At 41.7% G+C, this 21,117-nt stretch carries 17 protein-coding genes; all 17 read left to right on the top strand.

The window, feature by feature from the left end:
* Nucleotides 1-215 precede the first annotated feature (215 nt).
* Nucleotides 216-4,529, top strand: coding sequence for a translocation/assembly module TamB domain-containing protein (locus tag JBW_RS02975; protein WP_007958917.1), 4,314 nt, complete (start codon nucleotides 216-218; stop codon nucleotides 4,527-4,529).
* 17 nt (nucleotides 4,530-4,546) lie between these two features.
* The gene (locus JBW_RS02980) at nucleotides 4,547-5,185 is read left to right on the top strand and encodes a sigma-70 family RNA polymerase sigma factor (protein WP_007958919.1); all 639 of its coding nucleotides are present in this window, start codon (nucleotides 4,547-4,549) and stop codon (nucleotides 5,183-5,185) included.
* A 155-nt stretch (nucleotides 5,186-5,340) separates the two neighbouring features.
* On the top strand, nucleotides 5,341-5,898 hold the full coding sequence (locus JBW_RS02985; RefSeq protein WP_007958921.1) for a hypothetical protein: 558 nt from the start codon (nucleotides 5,341-5,343) through the stop codon (nucleotides 5,896-5,898).
* Between the two features lie 18 nt (nucleotides 5,899-5,916).
* Nucleotides 5,917-7,647, top strand: a complete 1,731-nt coding sequence (locus JBW_RS02990; RefSeq protein WP_007958923.1) for a BamA/OMP85 family outer membrane protein — start codon at nucleotides 5,917-5,919, stop codon at nucleotides 7,645-7,647.
* 174 nt (nucleotides 7,648-7,821) lie between these two features.
* On the top strand, nucleotides 7,822-9,030 hold the full coding sequence (locus JBW_RS02995) for a hypothetical protein (protein WP_007958925.1): 1,209 nt from the start codon (nucleotides 7,822-7,824) through the stop codon (nucleotides 9,028-9,030).
* Between the two features lie 103 nt (nucleotides 9,031-9,133).
* Nucleotides 9,134-9,607: an OmpH family outer membrane protein gene (locus JBW_RS03000; RefSeq protein WP_007958926.1), complete on the top strand. Its 474-nt coding sequence runs from the start codon at nucleotides 9,134-9,136 to the stop codon at nucleotides 9,605-9,607.
* A 66-nt stretch (nucleotides 9,608-9,673) separates the two neighbouring features.
* Nucleotides 9,674-10,615, top strand: coding sequence for a hypothetical protein (locus JBW_RS03005; protein ID WP_007958928.1), 942 nt, complete (start codon nucleotides 9,674-9,676; stop codon nucleotides 10,613-10,615).
* Nucleotides 10,616-10,717: 102 nt separating this feature from the next.
* The gene (locus JBW_RS03010; RefSeq protein WP_007958930.1) at nucleotides 10,718-11,134 is read left to right on the top strand and encodes an OmpH family outer membrane protein; all 417 of its coding nucleotides are present in this window, start codon (nucleotides 10,718-10,720) and stop codon (nucleotides 11,132-11,134) included.
* Between the two features lie 31 nt (nucleotides 11,135-11,165).
* Complete coding sequence (gene lpxD, locus JBW_RS03015; RefSeq protein WP_007958932.1) at nucleotides 11,166-12,188, top strand: UDP-3-O-(3-hydroxymyristoyl)glucosamine N-acyltransferase; 1,023 nt, start codon at nucleotides 11,166-11,168, stop codon at nucleotides 12,186-12,188.
* A gap of 333 nt (nucleotides 12,189-12,521) precedes the next feature.
* Nucleotides 12,522-13,148, top strand: a complete 627-nt coding sequence (locus tag JBW_RS03020) for a YjbH domain-containing protein (protein WP_007958934.1) — start codon at nucleotides 12,522-12,524, stop codon at nucleotides 13,146-13,148.
* Between the two features lie 36 nt (nucleotides 13,149-13,184).
* Nucleotides 13,185-14,054, top strand: a complete 870-nt coding sequence (locus tag JBW_RS03025) for a lysophospholipid acyltransferase family protein (RefSeq protein ID WP_007958942.1) — start codon at nucleotides 13,185-13,187, stop codon at nucleotides 14,052-14,054.
* A gap of 379 nt (nucleotides 14,055-14,433) precedes the next feature.
* Entirely contained in the window at nucleotides 14,434-16,785 is a 2,352-nt protein-coding gene (locus tag JBW_RS03030) for a hypothetical protein (protein ID WP_007958944.1), read from the top strand.
* A gap of 80 nt (nucleotides 16,786-16,865) precedes the next feature.
* Nucleotides 16,866-17,639, top strand: coding sequence for an amino acid ABC transporter ATP-binding protein (locus tag JBW_RS03035; RefSeq protein WP_007958946.1), 774 nt, complete (start codon nucleotides 16,866-16,868; stop codon nucleotides 17,637-17,639).
* Between the two features lie 161 nt (nucleotides 17,640-17,800).
* Nucleotides 17,801-18,631 carry a UDP-3-O-acyl-N-acetylglucosamine deacetylase gene (gene lpxC / locus JBW_RS03040; RefSeq protein WP_007958948.1) on the top strand — a complete coding sequence of 277 codons (831 nt, stop codon included), beginning with the start codon at nucleotides 17,801-17,803 and terminating at the stop codon, nucleotides 18,629-18,631.
* Between the two features lie 6 nt (nucleotides 18,632-18,637).
* The gene (fabZ, locus tag JBW_RS03045; RefSeq protein WP_007958950.1) at nucleotides 18,638-19,066 is read left to right on the top strand and encodes a 3-hydroxyacyl-ACP dehydratase FabZ; all 429 of its coding nucleotides are present in this window, start codon (nucleotides 18,638-18,640) and stop codon (nucleotides 19,064-19,066) included.
* Between the two features lie 179 nt (nucleotides 19,067-19,245).
* The gene (gene lpxA, locus JBW_RS03050) at nucleotides 19,246-20,064 is read left to right on the top strand and encodes an acyl-ACP--UDP-N-acetylglucosamine O-acyltransferase (RefSeq protein WP_007958952.1); all 819 of its coding nucleotides are present in this window, start codon (nucleotides 19,246-19,248) and stop codon (nucleotides 20,062-20,064) included.
* Nucleotides 20,065-20,075: 11 nt separating this feature from the next.
* On the top strand, nucleotides 20,076-20,879 hold the full coding sequence (locus JBW_RS03055; RefSeq protein ID WP_007958959.1) for an LpxI family protein: 804 nt from the start codon (nucleotides 20,076-20,078) through the stop codon (nucleotides 20,877-20,879).
* Nucleotides 20,880-21,117: the final 238 nt, after the last annotated feature.

The following is a 21,117-nucleotide window of genomic DNA, read 5'->3' on the forward strand; positions in this document are numbered from 1 at the left end:
TGGTTGCTTTCGTTTATATATTTTAAAAGATGGTTCATATCGACCTATTTTCGCGTCTTCGCGGCTTAAGGTTTGTAACCATCATTATTCTATTGGAATAAATTACTGTACCAGGGATAAAATAATTTCAGCTAAAAGATAGAGGAAGCTGGCAGTGCTGTGTAGAAGTATATGCTGTTATGAACGCCTTATGAGGTGGAATCAGGAGGCTGAGAATGAAAGAAAGAGTCATTGCAGTATTGGCAGTATGTATGATCCTTTTAATTGGCAGTGCCTACTGGCTAACTAAAAGCCAAACCGTTATGACGGGGGCACAAAATGCGTTAAGCATAGAATTGGCTAATGTAATAGGCAGTTTAGTCACTTTGGGGGACATTGAGGTTACCTCTTATAATCAAGTAACCATACACAATGTGACTATTTATGATAAACAGTCGGAAATTCTAGCTGCTAGTGACAAAATTATTGTTTCCTATAGCCCTTGGAGTATTTTGACTGGATGGAATGTGGTAAAATCCATTTCTGAGCTAAGGGTAGAAGAACCTACTCTTTGGTTGGCGCAGCGAGATAATGGGCAGTGGAATATTCAAGATATTGTTATTAAAGATGATTCATCTGAGTCATCTTTATCAGCTAAAGTAAAAGTAGTGAATGGCAGGGCCGTTGTGAATGCCTATCATTCTCAATGGACTTTAGAGGAATTAAATGGAATATTGGATCTTGCCAATGCTCCTAGAATAAAGATGGATCTAGAAGGATTGCACAATGGAGCAGCAGTGAAAGCAAAGGGGACGATTCATAGTAAAGGACGCAGCACGCTCTCTCTTCATGCAGATCAACTCATGTTAGCCGATTTTCAGAGGTTAATACCAGAAGACGGATCGATTCAGTTGGTGGGAGGCAGCGCGAAGCAGATAGAAGCAACCATTGCCTATGAAAAAGGCGCTGTGGAGTGGGCTGGTGAAGCGCGTCTGGAAAAAACCGATATAAATCTTGATGAGATCCCTTTACGTCAAATTGATGGAGGTATCGCTTTTACCAATAAGAAGATATATATGTTTGTGGCAGGCAAAGTATTTGAGCAGCCTATTGATGTACGAGGCAGTGTGGACACGGATGCCAGTGAAATGATTGTGGATCTAACGGTGGCTTCTGCTGCTTTTGATCCTAGCGCAACAAACTATGATATTCCTGTTAAAGGTATAGCAGCATTTAAGGCTGGTATTACAGGCGTTATCTCAAATCCTGTTGTTACAGGGGAAATCCAAATGCCAGCGGCAGAAGTAGCTGGCTACCAGGCAGCCAATGTACAGACGAAAATCAATCTGGTAGATAAAATAATTACAATTCAGCAATTTGAAGCGGACATATTTGATGGGCATGTTTCTGCTTCAGGACAATTCCAGCATGAGATAGGCAGTTATCAACTTTCCCTTAGTGGTCAGCATCTTAATATTCAAAATTTCCCTGATCTAGTGCCGGATATGAGCGGTTATATGGATGCTGCTGTGGCGATAAAGGGGACAGGAGATTTAGCGGGGGCTGAGATTCAAGGAACCGCGTCAATGGGGCCTGGTGAAATCAGCAATATTCCCTTTACTTTTGTGACCAGTGGATTTTACTACCATAAAGGAAATGCTGCCGTAGACTATTTGAATATTGGTATCGGTCAAGGCATGGTAACGGCCCAGGGCACGGTGAAAGAACAAGAGCTTGCCTTGCAAATATATGGTCAAGGCATACCATTAGAACTGCTAGGTAGAGGGATAGAGGGCAAGACTGCAGGCGTCGGTCAATTTAATGGAGAAGTTCGTGGAACCTTATCTGCCCCTGAAATAACAGCTGATTTTATGGCCTTCAATGGGGAGCTTTTATACCAGCCTTTTACCCAAGCAGCAGGTACGATTCATATGACACCTCAGCAAATTACGCTGCAGGATGCTGAAATGATTCATGGTGCAACCAGGCACAAAGCCCAGGGAAGGATTGGATTATCTGGTGGGCATGAAATGAGTATCTCCGTTGTTTCCAAAGGGGCCAGAGCAGAAACATTAGTACCTTTATTAGTGCCGGGAGAGAAGCTAACAGGTAATGTAGACAATGAGATGATCATTACGGGTTCTTTAGAGAATCCTACGATCGCTGGTAAGATTACTTTGACGGATGGCAGTTTCCGTGGTCAGCTATTGGCAAAAGCGGCTGGATCTTATAAAAGAGAGCAAGGCATAACCACCATCCATAATGTTGTTATCCAGTCGCTCAATACCCAAGTGCAGCTCTCAGGCACGATCTCACCCAATAATGACTTGGATTTTGATGTTGCAGCTCAAAATATTGATTTGGAAAAATTAAATATGAACACTAGTGATTATACCGCTGCAGGTAAGGCCCAATTTGTAGGTAAGCTGACAGGCACACCTTCATTTCCTATTTTTAAAGGTCAGCTGTCAGCGGATACTCTCAGCCTTAATCAGCAGGAAGTTACAGGTGTAACCGGAACCCTTGCTGTCACAGGTGATGAAATTGAGATTCCTGTCCTTTCTTTTGCCCAAGGAAAGGGGAAATTTACTTTTTTTGGCGGTCTTAACCGAGGGACGAATGAAATCTATGGTACTTTAAATGTAGAAAACGGGGAATTACAGCCTATACTGGCAGCCAGTAAGTTGGGGCACAAAGAAATTATGGGTACGTTAAATGGCCAGATAAAAATAAGTGGAACTCTTGATAAACCCAATGTGCGGCTGATCGGGGATTTAAAAGCGGGCAGTGTGAAGAAATATCCAGTAGAGTCCATCGTCGTGGATGCTGCATTAGAAAATAATGTTCTGACCATTTCCGAGTTTTCTGTTAAACAAGGCACAGGAGTCATGCTGGCACGGGGGAGAGCGGATTTAAATACCAATGGACCTCTGAACCTGGAAGTAGGGGGCAGAGGCATAGATGCTGGTTTAGTCGCCGCCTTCTTTAATACTTCCATTCAGCCTACAGGCAAACTGGATTTCGCCGCTCAAGTCTCAGGGGTGTCGGATAATCCTCATACCGCTTTATCGTTGGAGCTTGTTAATGGAGGAATCGGTGATACAATCTTTGATTCTTTATATGGGTTATTGATCCTGGATAAGAATGTAATACATGTGGATCAAGTCTTACTGAAAAAAGGTCCCTATCAAGCCAGTGCCTATGGTATTATTCCTGTAGCAGCCCTTAGCTCTGAAGGCAGACAGCAGGCAAATGCTGCAGAGCAAATGAATCTGAATGTGAAATTGGATAAAGCAAATTTAAGTATTTTGCCACTGTTGACAAAACAGGTTGCATGGGCTGAGGGAGCGACACAAGGTGAAATCACCATAGCGGGTACCTTAGAACAGCCAGTCCTTAAGGGGACGATTACTGTTAATAATGGTACGCTGAAACTGTCAGCTTTAAAAGATCCCATCCAAAAAGTGGGGGTTGCTATTGATTTTGAAGGTGATACAATTAATGTAAAGCAATTTGATGGATATATGGGAACTGGTTCTTACCGTGCAACAGGTACTGCAAAGCTAGATGGGTTGCGTTTGACCAATTATAATATGTCGTTAATTTTGGATAAACCTATGATTCGCAGCAAATATTTTACTGGCGCTGTTGATGGGAATTTGACAATTAGCCAAGAGAATGTGCGACCGAAATTAACAGGTAAATTACTTTTTGAAAATAATATCATCGACATTCCTGCCCTTCCTGATATGGAACCATCCAATCTGGACATGGATTTAGACGTTGATATACGAGTCGGGAAGAAAGTACGCTTTTACAATCCTTACCTATATGACATTTTAGCTGTTGGCAGAGTAAAAGTAGGCGGTAGTATTGCGCAGCCGGATGTTTCAGGACGTATTGTTGCGATTCGCGGCACGGTAAGTTATCTGAGGACGCAATTTAAGGTGGAAGAAGGAAGTGTGGAGTTTCGGCAGTTTTCTTCTTTTGAACCAATTATTAAGCTTAACGCTAAAGCAACCCTGCAGCAAACTGTGGTATATTTAAATGTTAATGGTCCTATGGGGGAAATGGAATTTAAATTAACGTCAGAACCAGCCATGAATCAGCAGGAGATTCTATCCCTTTTGACTCTGCGCAGTCGCTATTTCGAAAAACAAAACAGCGGAGACTCTGGGCTCGGGCGTGACGAACTCATGAGTGCCCTTGACGCTGGTCTGCAAATGCGATTTATTAGTGAAATAGAAGGGAATATGCGTAGTGCATTGGGCTTGGATGAATTCCGTTTTGTTCGGGATACTAGTTCTAGTATTGTGAAAAAGAATAATACTAACAATGATGAGAGCTCTACGATTAATGAAGAAGTGTACAATCTGGAAATGAGTAAGTATTTGACAGATAAATTACTAGTGAGCTATGTTATGGGTGTTGATCATAGTAAAAATGAAGTATCATTTCGTTATAGCTTAAATCGAAATATTAGTTTAACGGGTTCTATTGATGATGAAAACGAGACATGGCTTGGCGCAGAGGCTAGGTTTAGGTTTTAAGAAGAAGGATGATCCACATGATATTAAGTCAATATGTAAAAGAACTTAAAAAAATACACATGCTGTCACGGGAAGAAGAAGAAGCTCTGTGGCTCCAGTATAAAGAATATGATGATATGGACTGCCGCAGCAAGATTATCGAGCACTATCAACCTTTGGTATTTAAGATCGCTACTGGCTGGCGCCTGAATGAAACGGTGATCATGGATATGATTCAAGAAGGGACAGTGGGACTAATTGAGGCGGTAGAGAGATTTGATCATCAAAGAGGCGTGGCTTTTAGCCTATATGCTTCCCAACGAATACGAGGACGTATTCTCAATTATATGGAAAAAGAGGGCAAGTTTGGTATTGCCTCTATGGATAGTCCTTTATCAGTTGGGGAAGACATTACTCTAAGAGACTTGTTAGTCGATGGGAAAGCAGGTGTCTCCAGCCAGGCCGAGCATAACTATCTCGTAGCCCAGGTTAAAAATGCCATGGATCGCTTACCTCTTAACGAACAAGCGGTGTTAAGCGGCGTATTCTTAGAAGATTGTGAACCAAAACAATTGGCGGAAAGCTTAGATCTGAGCATATCTCATATCTATAAATTACAAAAACAGGGTATCAGGCGTATTCGCGGTATGCTATCCAAATTTATGCAGCACTGGTAACCGCAAAAAAGAGAGAAAAAAGGCACATATAGCACGGATTGTTATAGAAAACACAATTAATCACCAAAAAACAAAGATTTTTCAAAGGAAATCAATGACCATAATCTGGCCTCTTTTCAGGATTGTATATATTGTTTATAATAGGGGTGTTGTATATGGCTCATTTTAGAAAAAATGTATACCAGCATTTGTCTTCTGCAAAAAAATGGTTGACAAGAGCAGAGGAAGCTTTTGACAAAGAGCGAGATATTCGCGGTGAGCTTGATCTAATGTTAGCCCAAGCTGAACTTCAGCATGTAAAAGAAGTCAGCCGCTCTAAACATTGGCGTCACAAATATACGATGATTCGTCATGGAGTCGCTTTGACCTGCGCTGTAGTAATGGCAGTAGGATTAGGGGGAGTCTATTGGTGGACGTCTAAGCCAGATATCGTTGTACCTGTTCCATTGGCGCAAAAAGTAAGTGTGCCAGTGGAATCTCAGATACAAAGCAGCAGTAATGGTGGACAATTGCCAGCTGTCTCTACGGAGGCAAAGAAAGTAGTCGTAATAACAGAAGCTGCTCCGCCAGTACAACGTGTTGCTGCACCAAATCCAATGAGTCAGGAAAAAAAAGCTGAATCTTCTCAGCAGGTGGAACCAGCGGCGGCCATCTCGCCTGATGAAATGCAAAAATTGGTGCGGGCCGCCGGAAAAACATTACGCGGCCAGTAAGACAAAAGGAGGTAATGCATGAAAATTCAAAAAAACTATAAGCATATACTGCTTGCAGCTATCTTTAGTATCAGTCTTATATTTTCTGTTTCAGCTCCAGCCTATGCTGCTGATCCTACAGGTAAAACTGTAACTTCCATAACTGTCACTGGCAATACAACAGTACCAGAAGCGACGATCATGGGTGCAGTAAAGTTGAAGCCTGGTGAAGCGCTGACAGCAGACAAAGTAAAACAAGACATGCAAGCGATCTATGAATTGGGTACTTTTTTTGATGTAGTATCCAACTTCAATGAAGTTCCTGAAGGGGTACAAGTAGTCTATACCGTGATGGAAAACCCAGTATTGCAGGAAATTATTATAAAAGGCAATACCAAGGTATCATCCGATAAGCTAAGCAGTATGCTGACAGTTAAAACAGGCAGTATTTTAAATTCGAAAGCGTTAAATGAAAATGTAAGATCCATTGAAACATATTATCATGATCAAGGTTATATCTTGACCAAAGTCAGTGATGTTGCAATGGGAACTGGCGGTGTACTGACAATTACCATTAATGAAGGTATGTTGGAAGGCATCGAAGTGAAAGGCAACGAGAAGACAAAGACCCATGTTATTACTCGTGAAATGAAATTAAAGCCAAATCAGCCATTTAACGTAAAAGATGCGAAACGTAGTATGCAAAAAGTGTACAACCTAGGCTATTTTGAAGACGTAAATATGAAACTGAACCCAGGCAAAGAGCCCAATGCCATTGTTCTTGAAACCACAGTTGTAGAACAAAAGACAGGTCGGTTCTCCATTGGGGGCGGCTACAGTAAAAGTGATGGTATGATTGGGATTATTGAGCTTGGGGATGACAACTTCCGTGGTACGGGAGATAAAGTGAAGCTTCATTGGGAGTTTGGCGGCAGTGCCAGCAACAAGAACTATGAAATAAGCTACACTCGCCCATGGCTGGACGACAAGCAAACATCCCTTGGTTTTAGCTTTTATGACATGACCAACGAATATAATGATTATTATGATGATGATGGAGATACGAAAGCCACTTATGACAAAAGGCGTAAAGGCTTTGATATTACCCTTGGTCGTCCGCAAGGTGAATATGTACAAAACTATATTACGTTAAAACAACGAAAAGATGAGTATGTGGAATGGGTATCAGGAGAAGATTATTCAAAAGATCCGACATATCTAAAAGATAATTTTGGCACAACTCGCAGTATTAGCTTAATGCGCGTATATGATTCTCGGGATAATGTATTTAGTCCTACAGAAGGAAATCGTGTGGCTTTAACAGCAGAATTCGCCGGAAAAGCCTTAGGCGGTGATTTTAACTATAATAAATACACTGCTGAGACTCGGAACTATCTAAAGGTAGGTCATGCACAAGTTGTAGCGCTGCGGGGAACTGTCGGTTATGCAGATGGCAAAATGCCAGACAGCGGACGTTTTGCCGTAGGTGGCTCTGATACACTCCGTGGTTACCGTGATGATCAGTTTAAAGGTAATAAAATGCTGGCCGCTACAGCAGAATATCGCTTCCCAATTGCTAAAAAAGTAGAAGGCGTAGCCTTTACTGATGTTGGTAAAGCATGGTCAGAGGAAGGATACAAGCTGAATGATCTAGAGGCTAGTGTGGGTGTGGGGATTCGTGTTTCTACACCAATCGGTCCGATTCGTCTTGATTATGCGCAAGGCAGTCAAGGCGGTAGAAGTCACTTTAGCTTTGGCGGACAATTCTAATCCAATGTTTATCAGAGTCAGGTCATTGACCTGACTCTGATATCTATATAATATGGCTAAAGTCTTACTTACAGGACATGGAGCATTTTCGCCAGGAGGTGCATTATTATTCCTCGATACAGTTTCCGTCTTATCTTCACAAGCACATTGCTCAGTTTATTATTACTGTCAGGAGTGGCTTATGCTTCTGATGAACTAGTGGAAAAAATCGATGTAACAATTGTTTCCAGTCAGATGCCTCCTTCTAAAATTGCAAAACGCATGACGGCTAGTGTGAGTACCGTAGGCGAGCAAATGATTGTAGGACGTAAGGTGAGTGAAGTACAAGAGAATCAGATTTCCTATGAAAAACTGATCAAGGAAATATTTGACCGCGTATTAGTAGGATATTCTGTCCAGTCCGTTGATCTTAGACCTGGCCCCAGCACTGCTCTTACCATCGAGATTACTCCCTGGGGAGATGTAGTGCATGAGGTCGCTATCGTTTATGACTTCGGTACTCTTTCCCAGGATATCGTAAATCTGATAAAAAAAGATATGGGGAATGTAGATGAAAAATTAAATGATGTATTAATCGGACTGCCCATTGATGCTGTAGATTGGGCGGGAGGATTATCGAAAGTCGCAATACGTGAATTACTGGCAAATCAGCTGCCTGAATTTCACGCTAATATCGATATCATTCCAGGAGAACGCACATTAGTAAAGCTTTCCTTATCACCATTGGGGACGACTGTGCAGGATGTTCATGTCTCACTTCGCTCTACCACCATTCCGAATGTCGTGTTAACCGCTGTGCGCCCGACGATGAATGAGACCAGTAAAACCCTTATTGGTCTGCCTGTAGCTTTTGTGGAAAGACACCGTGACTATTTTACAGCGAAGCTGATTGCAGAACAACCTTTAACAAAAAAATATGGAATTACAGCAACTCCCCTGCTCAATGCTGGGGCAGATACTGAAATTGCGCTGGATGTGGAAACCGATAAATATAACATAACTCTGGAAGCGTATTTGGATATGGGGCGCGATGAAGACAATGCTTCTGCCAGATTACATGCCGGAAAGAATATCAGTAAACGGGACGAAGTCTTTTTAGAAGTGAACTTTATCCCCAGCTCTGTTTCCTGGGAGTTTGTGCCAGGATGGGGCCATAAAATTGGCTCTAGCATGATAGCGGGAATCAAATATAATACATCCAGCTCACAAAATATGCTGTGGCTGCACAAGGAACTTAGCCCAAGCTGGACAATGCGACTGGAGAGGAATCCCAAGAATCGTAATAATGAACTAGGACTTCGCTATAAACTTCATGATTTTTTGAGTGCCGAATACATTATTACAAAAGATGATCAATGGCTGCGACTGGTTGGTCATTTGTAAAATTCAGGGACACCTTTTAACAGCAATATCTTGAATATGTGGGTATACCCTGTTATAATAAAGAGGTAAAATTTGATGCCAATAGGCAGAGAGAAGGTTTTTTATGCTGAAATTACAAAAGAAGCAAGTGAAATTTGTATCCCTAGCAATAGCAGTGATGTTTCTGTTAGGTATAGTTGGATTGGCTGTATCACAAAGTAGTACATCCTATGCAGCGGAGGCCAATAATTCCTCTAAGATTGGTGTCGTGAATCATCAGCTGTTAATTTCTCAGCACCCAGATATGGCGAACGCACAGAAAACAATGCAGGCTGAAGTAGAACAGGCAAAAAAAGACTTTGAAGAAAAATCAGCGACAATGAACGACAAAGAAAAGCAAGATTACTATGCACAAGTTCAACAGCGCTTGACCTTAAAAGAACAAGAATTAATTAATCCAGTATTTGAAAAAGTAGATGCGGCTATCAAAGCAGTTGCAGATGCTAAAGGCTTATCTGTAGTTATGGATAAAGGCAATGTCGTTTATGGCGGCCAGGACATTACGGCTGAAGTTGGCAAAAAAATTAGCGGCAAGTAATTAAAAATGCAGTATGGCCGAGCAGGTTTCACCAGCTCGGCCCTTTATTAGAAAGAGGGTGATGGGGTGTCAAATCATAAGTTTCTTATCATGATACTGGCTTTAATGATGCTTGTTGCCGGATGTAGTACCAAAAAAGTGCAAGACACTAAGGAACCTCAGCCCCTAGTAGGTATTGTTGATATGAAAAAGGCAGCACAGTCACATCCTAAATATAAACAAGTGCTGGCTTTAGAAGAAGAAGTAAGAAGCATCTCAGCTCAGGCTCAGGCCCAGCAGGCTGCTATGGCGCAAAGCGCCCAGAAAACATTGAATCTGTCAGAAACATCCCAAGGGGATTTGGCGGAATTAAACAAGACTTTTCAACAAGAATTTACGGAAAAGATGTCCTTAAAAGAACAAGAAGTCAACACGAGGCTTGCAGCAAAAGAAAATAGCATTCATCAGACTCTGTCGGATGAATTTAAAGTTTATACTGATGAAATTGATAAAGAATATCAGCCGCAAATCTTTAATTTACAGCTTAAATTAAAAACTGTGCAGCTAGAGAAGGAAGAAGCTGCTTCACTGCAAGAACAATTAGAAACATTGCAAACGAAGCGTGCCGAAAAAATCGCTGAGAAGCAAAAACAGCTGGCTGGGCAAATGACGGAAAAGATGGCCCCTGACAAGGCTGCTGCGCAGCAGGAATTAGAAGCCTATAGTAAGCAGGTTAACCAAGAGATTTCTCAAAAAGCTGCTGCTAAGCAAGAAGAAATAGCGGCACGGAATATGCAAACCCTGTCCCTGCCGGGGAATACGGCACAAGAGTCTGGTAATGGTCAGCAGCAGGCAATGATGAAGCAGCAAGAACTGAAAGCATTGCAGGACTGGATCGTTCAAGATATCAGCGATAAAACAGGTAAAGTTGCAATTGAGTCAGGTCTTGAAGCAGTGTTGACCAATGTAACTGTGAATGTGAGTGGTGTGGATATAACCGCTGCTGTTATTGCAGAGTGTAATAAATAGTAAAGTTGTATATAATAATACTGTTTCAAGAAATAGTAAAGTATTTCTTGAACAGTATTAACTTCGCAAAAAAAATGAAGCAAAGGAATGGGAGGACTTACAATGAAACAAGGAAAAAAAATAGCATTATTGTTCTTATTAGTATTTACAGCTGCTCTTTTAGGCGGTTGTAATTCAAGCGGTAATGTGGGTGTAATTGATGTAAATAAGGTAATGACAGAAAGCCCTAAGGTAAAGCAATTTCAGGAACAATTGAATGTGAAAGGCAAAGAACTTAGTGATCAATTGGAAAAAGATAAAGCATCCTTAAGTGCAGCTGATTTTCAAAAGAAACAAGAGACACTTTATGCAGAGTTCATGAAAGTGAAGCAAGAAATGGAAGGACAAATTGACAGCAGTATTAAAGAAACCTTAGATGGTATTGCTAAAGAGAAAAAACTAGGTGTGATTCTATATAAGAATGGCGTAGCTCAAGGCGGTACAGATATTACAGATGACGTGATTAAAAAGCTGCAATAAGAATTAGATAGCAATTCAGGAGGATTTCTCATTGAAGAAGACATTAAGAGAAATTGCTGACTTGGTAAATGGTGTGTTACTAGGTGATGGTGACATTGAAATAACGGGGGTAACAAATCTGGAAGATGCAGGTACAGCAGATATTTCCTTTGCTGTACCGCCTCATTTGGAAAAAGCGGCACGGTCTAGTGCCGCTGCCGTTATTATCCCTATGACTGTCACAGAATTTAGTAAGCCTGCCATTCAGGTGGAAAATCCAAGAACGGCATTTACAGAATTATTAAAAGTATATGCGCCGAAAGTCATGATTGAACCCGGCGTTCATCCTACAGCGGTGCTGGGGAAGAATGTTACTATTGGAGAAAATGTAGCGATTATGGCCTATGCGGTAATTGATGATCATGTAAAAATCGGGAATCATACAATTATTTATCCCCATACTTATATTGGAAAAGAAGCTGTTCTTGGCAGTGACTGCATCCTATATCCCAATGTGACAGTGCGGGAACGGTGCCATATTGGCAGTCGATCCATACTTCATAGCGGTGCAGTAGTAGGCAGTGATGGTTTTGGTTTTGTTACTGTAAGTGGTCGTCATCAAAAAGTTCCTCAAGTGGGCAATGTGATCATTGAAGATGATGTAGAAATAGGGGCAAATGCTACAATTGATCGGGCGACTACAGGCAGTACCCTTGTGAAACAAGGGACTAAAATTGATAATTTGGTGCATTTGGCTCATAATGTTGTCGTCGGCGAAAATTGCTTTTTTGTTGCTCTAACTGGTATTGCAGGCAGCACTAAAATTGGCAATAACGTTACCTTTGCCGGACAGGCAGGCTGCGCTGGTCATATAACGATTGGCGACAATTCCGTGTTTGCAGCTAAAGCGGGAGTGATTGGTAATGTACCTGCTGGTTCCTTCTATTCCGGATTCCCAGCCAGACCCCACAAGGAATGGTTACGAGGAGAAGCCAGCTCTAATAAAGTCCCCGATTTACTTAAAAAGGTCAAAGACCTAGAAAAGCGTTTAGCTGCTATAGAAAGTAAATCATAAAAAGTATCAAACCCAAAGAGAACGCAGAGAACACCCTACAGTGTACTCTGCGTTTTCTTTGGTTCCAAGATCCGAAGCCCACCTTGCACTGTGTGCTACCGAGAAAATTCTAGCTATGTGAGAATTTTACTAATTATCTTTTCTCAGCGTTCTCTGCGCCTCTGCGGTTAGGTTCACTTTATATGTTTTAAGAACGAGGAGCGTTTTTCTTACTATGTTCCCTCATCTTTAAAAGGGCAATTATTACCTAAGTAGCTTTGGCAGGATTGTAGGCAGTTATGAAGAATATATGCATATTGGACTATAAAGTAATTGATCTTAAGGAGGATCCTCGTGAAAAAAGTTTTATTTGGAATTGGTTGTGCATTAGTATTAGCATCTGGACCTGTTTCTGCAGCACCATCCGTGAATGGATCGACAGGTTTAATTAACAATCCATCTGCAGATGTACTGCGGGAAGGTGAATTTTCCTTAGGTTATTATCACCTAAAAGATGGTGGTGTAGGTGTATTTAATACGAATATATTGCCTAAGTTAGAAATTGGTGTGGCAGGATTTCGTTATGATCATCAAGATAATGAAAATTATGTAAATGCCAAGTTTAGTATCCTATCAGAAAGTGTACTGAACCCAGGGCTGGCAGTGGGGATAGAAGACATAGGAAATACTCGTGAGCGTTCGGCATATGCTGTAGCAAGCAAGGCACTGCCTTTTGGGTTTCGGATGCATGTAGGCGCAGGTAGTGGAAGATTTGACGGCGTGTTTGCTGGTATTGAAAAAACCCTCAATCCTATTAGCGTCTTAACAGGCAATAATGTTTTCCCCGCGACAACATTGATTGCTGAATATGATGGTAAGCATATGAATTATGGCGCGCGTATGGCCATTGTACCGGGGCTTAAGCTGGATGCAGGCTGGCGTGATCATGACGGATATGTTGGTGTGAGTTATACCTATTAATCTTTGTTAGGATAATTCAGGTGAGGAGGAGCATACATGCTATATAAATTTGTGAAAATGATGAGTAGTATTATCAGTATGCTGCCTCGGGCTGTATGGCAAAGTATTGGAAATGTACTAGGAGAAGTATGCTGGGCATTAGTGCCTCGTAAACGTAAAAGCATGGCAATTGAAAACATTATGTGCAGTTTATCTCTTGATCGAAAACAGGCTTATCAGATCGCAAAACAAAGTACGACACGATTTGGTAAGATGTTTATGGAAGTGTTGCGTATGCCCACGGTTAATAAAGATAACATTAAACAATATGTAGCAATTGATCATCCTGAATATTTGACAGAGGCATTGTCACATGGAAAAGGCGCAGTATTAGCAACAGCACACAGCGGAAACTGGGAGATGCTGGGGGCTTCCTTAGCGATGTATGGTTTTCCTTTGGTAGCTGTAGTACAAAAGCAGACCAATGGGGATATGGATAAGTTCATAAATGAGAATCGTACGAGAGCCGGTATGCATGTAACCTATAAAACTGGTGTGCGTGAAATGGTTAGAATGCTAGAAGAAGGCCAGATTATTGGTCTCTTAATGGATCAGGATGCTCATCGTGATGGTGTTCTCGTTGAATTCTTTGGGCGTTTAGCCTCAACGCCTCCTGGGGCTGCAGCCTTAGCTCGCATGAAAGGCGCTCCCATTATTCCGGCATTCATTACAGCAAACGCTGATGGTACTCATAAAGTAATATTACATCCTCCCGAGTGGGTAGAAAAAACAAATAACCGGGAAGAAGACCTTCTTCTCATGACGCAAAAATTGACAAACATTATTGAACAGCATGTGCGAAATATCTCCCATGAATGGTTCTGGCTGCACAATCGTTGGAAAAACACACCGAAAATAAGTAAATAGATACAAAGCAAACTTTGCTTCGTTCCTGGTAATCGACATCCGTGTCACCAGAAACATAGCAAAGTTTTTTTATAATCCGTCATTGCGAACATAGCGAAACTGCTTTCTTTTGTGTGACTAGTTTGGATAGAAGCACGTTGAACCGCGAAGATGCGAAGAAATACCAAGGACACGAAGAAACATATGGTCACTTCGTGATCTTTGCATTCTTCGCGTCTTCGCGGTTAAAAACGTTTTTTTTCTCTGTGCTCTCTGCGGTTCAAAAAAGACTCTTTTTTTCACTTCCAGTATATACATTGTTGCAAAATAGTATATACGTATTTAGTTTTTTTGATATACGTGATATAATTAACCCTTGAAGGAAAGGGGTGAATAAGTCATGTCTATTAGTCTAGCCAAAAGAAAAATCATGAATCTAAGAAAGGATTCATTTTATCTTGATGTCATCACCCTCATGGTAGTTAGTATCGTGATTGGTTCGCTGCTTGCTACTTCTATATCTATGGCAGCCAATTCCTATTTTTCCAAAACTTTAGCGAGTTTAGTAGGTGACTATGGTGAATATGATGTTCTCATTCAATCCCGGGAGGAAATGAAAGGAGATACTGCAACCCATATTCAAAAAATTATTGAAGAAGTTTTTCCGGGAGCAAGAATGAAAGAAGGACCAACTATTACAGGTAAAACTTCTTTCTTTATTGCTATACCTGAAGAATATAGAACCAAGCAAACCTATGAAGAATTAGGAAAGACTTTTGGTGGTATCCCTGGTGGTGCAGGAGTTGGTGTTCTAACAGAACCAAGACTAACCATTCGTGGTGTGCCAGAAGGAGCAAGAACCATGATGATGGATGTTATCACACAAATTGATGGTGTACGCTTTACTTTCCGTGATGGTTCATCCATTGGTGTTGTGTTATCATCTCTTGATAAAGCTACCGTGGTAACAGAGGAAATTAAAAAGGTTTTAAAACAATACCAAGTAATTGAAATCAGCTTCCCCGTAGGTAGTGAACCCCAAAATCCGATTCGTATGGGAGAGTCTATCGGAGATGCTATGAAAAGTCAATTGAAGTTGGAATATGCCAAAAATGTGTCCATTGACGGCAAAAATGATGATATGACCTATATGGTTAGTACGATGATGGAACTAAAGCGATTTTTAGTAGCCTATGCTTCTCAAGTGACGATCACGCCAAATGGAAGTGGAAAGTTAGTAAAAGGAGATACCATTGCATTTACAGGTACTGGGCCGGCTTTGGCGCCTGGTAATCCTGTAGATAAAGGAAATGTAATGGTGCAAATTACAGCTGTGCACACGGATGGCAAAGGGGAAGGGACGATTACCCAAGGAGATGCGGCTCTTCTTACGAATAATCAAGGATATCGGGTAAGCAATGGTGTAATTAGTGATTATGTTGGTACAGCTGCATATCAGAATCCAAGACAGCAGCTGGGGACAGCCTTAACAGAAACCACCAAGATCGTAGATCAGATTCCAGGATTTGCTCAGGATAGTCAAAATTTAAACAAAATTGCTACCCTTACCCTGGACAATTACAGCAATAGCATTACTGCCATGGAGCAAACACTAACTAGTTTGAAAGCAGCAGGTACGACCATTCAAACAGCTACCAGCGGTCTTGCCAATATTGATACTAAATCCGTACAAAATCAAATCGATAGTTCTTCCAGATCTATGGGAGGGCTAATTAATACCTTACAGGTGCTAAAATTAGTAGATAGCAGCGTTGGTGGAACGGTGGACAACCTAGTTGCCTCTCAGAGAAACTTAAGTACTTTGAAATCAGGATTAGCAGCATTGGATACCGTTGCTGCTGATGCGCGTCAGGCTAAAGGATCGATTGACAATATTGTAGCCAATGGAAACAATACCATTGGAACCTTACGTGCATTTGACGTAGAAGGTACTAAAAAAAATATGAATAGCATCAATACCCGCTTAAATCAGCTGGGACAGCTAGATACACCTCTAGTGAGCGGGCAATTGCAATATCTGGCAGCTGCTGTGCCGAACCTTAAGGATGAAGAAATTACTCGTTCCGTATCTGTGTTGGATAAGTTTATTGCTGGGCAAGCGATTCCAGGAGAACGGATTCAAATCCTCACCACCAGCAATATCAGCACAGATGCAGTAGCACCTATTGTATATAGTCAGGTGGGTCATCAAAATGTCTCTTTATATTCTACTGATCTTGGGATTATTGAACCCAATGTACGTGGTGAGCTGTATAGTGTATTAAATGAAGTGAGAGCGGTTCTGTCTGGAATGACCGCAATTATTGTCACGATACTCTTTTTGGCTCTGGATCATACAGCGATTATGACGGTTATACGTTGCAGTAGAATCAATAAAAGAAAACCAGTCGAAGGCTGGCGTGGGTTACTGCGCTCAGCGGCAGCTATTTTCACGGGTGCTGAACGAATCTATGGCATGGTAATCGGCGCTATATTAATAACCAGTATATTTGTCTTAGGGAGAAGCGGAATTCCTTATTTACCGTGGATCGCTGTACCTTTAGTAGGTGCGCTCATTGGACTGATCGTTGCTTGTTATACGGAAAAAATTAGTCCAATGTCAAATGATGAAATGATGGCAGGTCAATCATTAGGATTGTCTGTTGATGAAATCATGCGAGAGATTGTCATCCCCAGCGGCCGCCCCGGTCTACTGCAAAAGCTAAACCAGCGTAAAATGAAATTTAAGTAAAAACACACTCTCCTTTGTGTCCTTTGCGCCTTTGTGGTTCGATTCATTTTATATATTTTAAACTGAAAGGGGGTGATTCGATGCTTACGATTGAAAATCTGTATAAAAGCTTTGGAAAGCTGGTGGCCGTGAATGATTTCAACTTACATGTGAAAGAAGGGGAAACAGCAGTTCTTATGGGACCATCTGGCTGTGGAAAATCAACAATGATTCGTATGATCAATCGCCTAATTGAGCCCGATAGTGGGAGAATCTGTGTTTCCGGTACGGAAATAACGAAACTCGACCTGGAAGAATTACGCCGGGTTCGTAAACGCATCGGTTTTGTCTTTCAGCAATTTAATTTAATTGGACGTTTAACCGCAGTAGAAAATGTTATGCTAGGATTAGTAATGGATGGCATACCACGGGATGCGGCATATGATAAAGCGATGGAGGCATTAGAAAAGGTTGGACTGGAAAAGCGTGCCCAGCACAAATCTGCTGAAATGTCAGGGGGACAGCAGCAGCGGGTAGGTATAGCAAGAGCGCTGGCTTTTGAACCTGAACTCATGCTATGGGATGAACCCACAGCTTCTCTCGATCCTATTTTAGTTAGGGAAGTTCTAGTTATCATGGAAGAACTGGCAAAATACCGAGCGAGCAGCATGTTGGTTGTAACTCATGAAATATCCTTTGCCATACACGTTGCTGATCGTATTATATTGATGGATAAGGGCAGTATTGTAGAAGAGGGAATGCCGGAAGACGTATTTGGCAACCCCGCATCCCATATCGGCCAGCAGTACAAAGAACTCATTGAGTATCAGCAAATCACCAATGCCCGCACCCTAAACAGCAAAAATATTGCTTAAGAATTTCTGGAACTCATGATCCTATTCCCTTTGTGTCCTTTGCGCCTTTGTGGTTCCGATTCGTTTTATTCGCCAAATACAAAACAATTTTAAAAATACTTCTTGCAGGGAGAAGAAATATTCTATAGAATGTATAAAGGTCATTATATCAGGAGGACATTATGCAGCAAACAACAATAGCAAAAGCTATAACATACACGGGCATCGGATTACACTCAGGTCAAGACGTGACGATTACGATCAAACCGGCACCTCCTGATACGGGAATTGTATTTGCAAGGATCGATTTGCCAGGAGCACCACAAGTAGCGGCGACGGCTAACAATGTTACGAATGCCATGCGAGCTACTACATTAGAGAAAGGCTTGGCAAAAGTTTTTACGGTGGAACATCTGCTAGCAGCTTTTTTTGCCATGGAAGTAGATAACTGTCTGGTAGAAATTAATGCGGTAGAGCCTCCCGTAGCAGATGGCAGCTCTCTGCCTTTTGTTCAGATGATTCAAGAGGCTGGTGTGGTGGAGCAAAATACTTCTCGTCAGTTCGTATCCGTTACAGAAGCCCAAACAGTGAGAGTGAATGACAAGTTTATTGCGATATTGCCTTATGATGGATTTAGAGTCACTTTTACCTCAATTAATTCTCATCCCATGTTAGGTGTGCAATTTGGTGATTATGAAATTACAAGAGATAGTTTTATTTCTGAAATTGCATCCGCGCGGACGATTGGTTTTATGCATGAGGTAGAGCAGCTTAAGTCCCAAGGCCTCGCTTTAGGCGGCAGCTTGGAAAATGCAGTGGTATACGATGATGTAAAGGCTCTCACACCTCTGCGGTTCCAAGACGAGCTGGTTCGTCATAAGATTTTAGATATTATTGGCGATTTGGCATTAGCAGGTCGTATTAGAGGTCATGTTATTGCCGTAAAGTCAAGCCATGCATTAAATACCGCATTGGCAAAAAAAATAGTGGACCATATTTTGGTAAGGAGCTGAATACACATGTTGTCTGCAATTGAAATACAAGAAATTATTCCTCATCGGTATCCATTTTTATTAGTGGACCGTATTCTTGAACTTGATCCTCTGAAACGGGCTGTTGGCATTAAGAATGTCACTATGAATGAAGAATTCTTCCAAGGGCATTTTCCAGGGAAACCCATTATGCCTGGTGTATTACTATTAGAGGCTATGGCACAAGTTGGTGGCGTGGCAATGTTATACGCCGAGGAATATCGTGGAAATCTGGCATATTTTGTTGGCATGGACCGCGTTAAATTCAGAAAACCCGTAGTTCCTGGTGATCAAGTACGAATGGTCGCAGAAATTATCAAAGTACGCAGCAGCATGGGGAAAATATGGGCCCAAGCTTTTGTTGATGATCAATTGGTGGCAGAAGGAGAATTTTTATTCGCATTATCTGCCAGATAATGAAAAAAGAAGTAAAATAGTGTTAATCAGAATTATCAGTGAGATAATACCGAGAAAAGGGCTATAAACGGTAAAAATTGGCGTAAAATTGTCTGCCATGTTTAGACTGGTCAGTCGGATTATAAATGTAGTAGCATGTAACAAAAATGTATTTAGTCTAGTAAGGAGTTGATGAGCAGATGAAGCCGGAAAAGGTTGTCGTACCTCTGCGTAAAATACATGAGACAGCAGTCGTTCATCCCAATGCTCGTATCGGCAAGGATGTTGAAATTGGCCCATATGCAGTGGTTGGTGAGAATGTAGTAATTGGTGATGGGACTAAAATTAGTGCCCATGCTATTATAGATGGCTGGACCAGTATTGGAAAAAATTGCGTAATATTCCCGAGTGCATCCATTGGTTCAGATCCTCAAGATTTAAAATTTGCTGGTGAGAAAAGCTATGTTTTTATTGGCGATAACACCAAAATTAGAGAATTTGCTACGGTAAATCGAGCTACTGGTGAAGGCGAGGAAACCCGAATTGGTCATGATTGCTTACTGATGGCTTATACCCACGTAGCTCATAACTGTATTGTTGGGAATCATGTGATTATGTCTAATGCAGCGACATTGGCTGGTCATGTGATTGTAGAAGACCGAGCTGTTATTGGTGGTTTAACTGGAGTTCACCAATTTGTAAAGATTGGCATGAATGCAATGGTAGGCGGCGCATCCAAAGTGGTACAGGATATCCCTCCTTTTGTGATTGCAGATGGACATCCAGCCCGCGTATCAGGACTCAATAATGTGGGGATGGCTCGTTCTGGTATAAGCCGCGAAGCCCGCAACAATATCAAAAAAGCATATAAAACGTTGTATCGTTCCGGACTGCCTTTAGCTCAAGCGATTGAAGTCATGGAACAAGAATTAGAATCCTATCCTGAAGTGGAACATTTCCTGCGTTTTCTACGTAATGTAGAGCGGGGTGTCTGCCGCGGTCGTCGGGACGGAGAATAGGAGTTTAACAAATGAAAATAATAGGTTTATTAGCTGGTATTGGAAGATTGCCAGTAGAATTTGCCCGTGCCGCTCGCGGCATGGGCTTTACCGTGATTGCTATCAGTGTGGTGCCTGGTACAGATGAAGAGTTAGATCGGGTGGCAAATAAAACCTACCATATTAGCGTTGGTCAATTACAAGCCATTATTACTACCCTTAAAGAAGAAGGCGTTACGGAAGTTACTATGATTGGCAAAGTCACTAAAGAATTAATGTTCGCAGGTGCAGTTGCCCTTGACAGTCGGATACAAAAGCTGTTGGCAGGTCTTACTGATAATAGTGATGATACCATTATGTTAGCTTTTGTTCGTGAATTGGCAATGGAAGGACTGGGCATCTTAGATCAAACAGCTTTGATTCGTTCATTGATGCCTGGACCTGGTGTGCTGACGGAACGGAAACCGACACAAGAAGAACAGGCGGATCTGGATTTTGGCTTTACGATGGCCAAAGAGATTGGCAGATTGGACATTGGCCAGACGGTGGTGGTGAAGAACTGTGCCGTCATAGCTGTAGAAGCCATTGAAGGTACAGATGCATGTATTCGCCGCGGCGGTGAATTAGGACGAGGCGGAGTGCGAGTAGTAAAAGTCGCCAAACCGAATCAGGACATGCGTTTTGATGTACCAACTGTGGGACCGAATACCATAGAATCCATGCTTGCGGCAGGAGCAACAGCTCTCGCTATGGAAGCAGGCAAAACTCTGCTGGTAGATCGCCAAACCGTTCTAAAAATAGCCAACAATCATGGCATAACAATTCTGGTAATGTGATAAAATAAGAAAGAATAAAAAGACGGCTTAAATACCGAGAATGGAAAGACGGTTTAACCACAGAGAACACAGAGTACCGCAGAGCGCACAGAGGAGAGAGTAGAATTATGGTATATATAACTACAAACCCCTCTCTGTGTCCTCTGCGCCTCTGCGGTTCAAAAATTTCTTCATCCCCTTAGTGTCTTCGCGTTTAAACGTTTTTCTCTTAGTGCCCTTTGTGCCTTTGTGGTTCAGA

It is taken from the genome of Pelosinus fermentans JBW45, from assembly GCF_000271665.2.
In the GTDB taxonomy this organism is placed as follows: domain Bacteria; phylum Bacillota; class Negativicutes; order DSM-13327; family DSM-13327; genus Pelosinus; species Pelosinus baikalensis.

Excerpts from the sequence above, each read along its gene's own strand:
- lpxA (WP_007958952.1), top strand. The coding sequence starts at position 19,246 with ATGAAGCCGGAAAAGGTTGTCGTACCTCTGCGTAAAATACATGAGACA.
- JBW_RS03035 (WP_007958946.1), top strand. The coding sequence starts at position 16,866 with ATGCTTACGATTGAAAATCTGTATAAAAGCTTTGGAAAGCTGGTGGCC.
- JBW_RS03000 (WP_007958926.1), top strand. The coding sequence starts at position 9,134 with ATGCTGAAATTACAAAAGAAGCAAGTGAAATTTGTATCCCTAGCAATA.
- JBW_RS02980 (WP_007958919.1), top strand. The coding sequence starts at position 4,547 with ATGATATTAAGTCAATATGTAAAAGAACTTAAAAAAATACACATGCTG.
- JBW_RS03030 (WP_007958944.1), top strand. The coding sequence starts at position 14,434 with ATGTCTATTAGTCTAGCCAAAAGAAAAATCATGAATCTAAGAAAGGAT.
- JBW_RS03055 (WP_007958959.1), top strand. The coding sequence starts at position 20,076 with ATGAAAATAATAGGTTTATTAGCTGGTATTGGAAGATTGCCAGTAGAA.
- lpxC (WP_007958948.1), top strand. The coding sequence starts at position 17,801 with ATGCAGCAAACAACAATAGCAAAAGCTATAACATACACGGGCATCGGA.
- JBW_RS02975 (WP_007958917.1), top strand. The coding sequence starts at position 216 with ATGAAAGAAAGAGTCATTGCAGTATTGGCAGTATGTATGATCCTTTTA.
- JBW_RS02990 (WP_007958923.1), top strand. The coding sequence starts at position 5,917 with ATGAAAATTCAAAAAAACTATAAGCATATACTGCTTGCAGCTATCTTT.
- fabZ (WP_007958950.1), top strand. The coding sequence starts at position 18,638 with ATGTTGTCTGCAATTGAAATACAAGAAATTATTCCTCATCGGTATCCA.
- JBW_RS02985 (WP_007958921.1), top strand. The coding sequence starts at position 5,341 with ATGGCTCATTTTAGAAAAAATGTATACCAGCATTTGTCTTCTGCAAAA.
- JBW_RS03025 (WP_007958942.1), top strand. The coding sequence starts at position 13,185 with ATGCTATATAAATTTGTGAAAATGATGAGTAGTATTATCAGTATGCTG.
- JBW_RS03010 (WP_007958930.1), top strand. The coding sequence starts at position 10,718 with ATGAAACAAGGAAAAAAAATAGCATTATTGTTCTTATTAGTATTTACA.